Source organism: Kitasatospora sp. NEAU-CNBT7 (assembly GCF_057220535.1).
This window is the reverse complement of the sequence record NZ_JBXQQB010000126.1, coordinates 1-1,729: the sequence shown is the minus strand read 5'-3', so window position 1 is coordinate 1,729 and position 1,729 is coordinate 1. Positions and strand designations below refer to the sequence as shown.

Below are 1,729 nucleotides of genomic sequence, written 5' to 3'. Positions count from 1 at the left end.
ACCGTCGGCCACGGCGCGAAGTCCTTCGGCAGCTGCCGCCAGGCACACCCGGTCCGCACCACGTAGAAGATCGCGTCCACGATCCGCCGCCGCGGATGCTTCTCCCGCCGGCCACCCTTCGGACCCACCCGCGCCGGCGGGAGCAACGGCTCCACCAGCGCCCACTGCTCGTCCGTCAGGTCCGACGGATACCCACCCCCAACACCGCTCACAGAGGGCTCAACGAACGCCTCGGCAACGGGACACGGCAGATCTCAAACGCGGTCTGAGCAACACATACACCGAGGAGCCGGACCTGGCTCCGGTCCGGCGCACCCTCGGCGAGGGCGGATTGATGTTCTCCAGCTCCTTCTAGCCCGCAAGCGGTGGCGCCCACCGGCCTTGGCCCGGCCGGGCGCCCCCGAGAGCGGTCGTTGGCAATCCATCGCCCTCGGCCGGGCGCATTCCGCCCGGCCGAGGCCGGCCGCCTCGGTGGCGCCCAGGCGCCGGGCGAGTTGCTCCAGTCGGTCGGACCCGGGCGAACTGCAGGGGCCGGGCGGCGACGGACCGCACTCGTGAACACGCCCTCGAGAGGCCGGGCGGAGCGACCTCCCCGACCACGGCGGTCGCGAACCGAGCCGGGCAGCGGGATGGCATCGGTCTGTCCCTGCCATCCCGCGATTTCCCTGCTATGAACGGGCCCGTTGCAGAGCCTCCTGACGAAGACGCAGCTGGCGAAGTGTCAGTCAATATGTCACGCCGTTCCGCTGATCCTTGAGAATGGAATAGTCGCCATACTTCTCGCGGAACTCTTCCTCTCTCTTCTCGGCCATTGCATAACGCTCCGGGAACTCTCTGAGGGTCAAGATCCATTGAGTCTTTCCGGCGCGAGCGCACGTTCCATCGCAATTATTATGCGAGTATCCAAGCGCGTAGAGGTGAGGCGGCTCGACGTCGAGGCTTCTGGCTTCCTCGAGGAGCCGGCTTGGACAATTTCGGCTCCCCTTCCTCGCAAAGAGCTCGTAACACGATCTTGTGAATCGGTGCAGGTCGGCCGTAACCGGTACGACGATTGAGCTGTTCGTGATGGCGTGAGCACCAAGCCGTGGGCCGTGGATGACGAGTTGTGGGCGATGATCGAGCCGGTCCTGCCGGCCTGGCCCGAGCGGTCACCGGGACCGAAGCCCGTGTCGGACCGGCTCTGCCTGCAGGGCATCCTCTTCATTCTCTACACCGGGATCCCGTGGCAGCAGCTGCCCCTGGAGCTGGGCTTCGGCTCAGGCCAGACATGCTGGCGGCGCCTGGAGCGCTGGCAGGAGGCCGACGTCTTCGACCGGCTGCACCGGATACTGCTCGCCGAGCTCAACGCGGCTGGCGAACTGGACTGGAGCCGCGCGTGCGTGGACGCCTCCCACGTACGCGCGAAAAAAGGGGACCGGCGACGGGCCCGTCGCCGGTCGACCGCCGCAAGACAGGCAGCAAACACCACCTGATCTGTGACGGTGGCGGCACCCCGCTCCACATGATCACCACCGCGGCCAACGTGAACGACGTCACCCAGACCCTCGCCTTGGTGGACGGAGTACCGCCGGTGGCCGGCCGGGTCGGCCATCCCCGCAAGCGCCCCGACGCCCTCCTCGGTGACAAGGGCTACGACAGCAACCCCAACCGGCGCGAACTCCGCAGGCGCGGGATCCTGCCGGTCATCTCCCGCAAGGGGCAGCCCGACATCAAGGGACTTGGCAAGCTC

3 protein-coding genes are annotated in these 1,729 nt (G+C 67.6%); 2 read left to right on the top strand and 1 reads right to left on the bottom strand.

Annotated features, from left to right (window positions below; translation table 11 throughout):
* Positions 1–212 (bottom strand): transposase (locus AC2TEW_RS38985; RefSeq protein ID WP_484627855.1); only part of this gene is annotated, 212 nt, incomplete at its 3' end.
* 858 nt (positions 213–1,070) lie between these two features.
* On the opposite strand from AC2TEW_RS38985, the gene AC2TEW_RS38980 reads away from it, so the two are divergent.
* Both AC2TEW_RS38980 and AC2TEW_RS38975 read left to right on the top strand, forming a co-directional pair.
* Positions 1,071–1,472 (top strand): transposase, encoded by a 402-nt coding sequence (locus AC2TEW_RS38980; protein ID WP_484627785.1) that lies wholly within the window; start codon positions 1,071–1,073, stop codon positions 1,470–1,472.
* Positions 1,376–1,729: transposase (locus tag AC2TEW_RS38975; RefSeq protein ID WP_484627744.1), on the top strand; the 354-nt coding region annotated here is incomplete at its 3' end. The genes AC2TEW_RS38980 and AC2TEW_RS38975, both read left to right, overlap by 97 nt.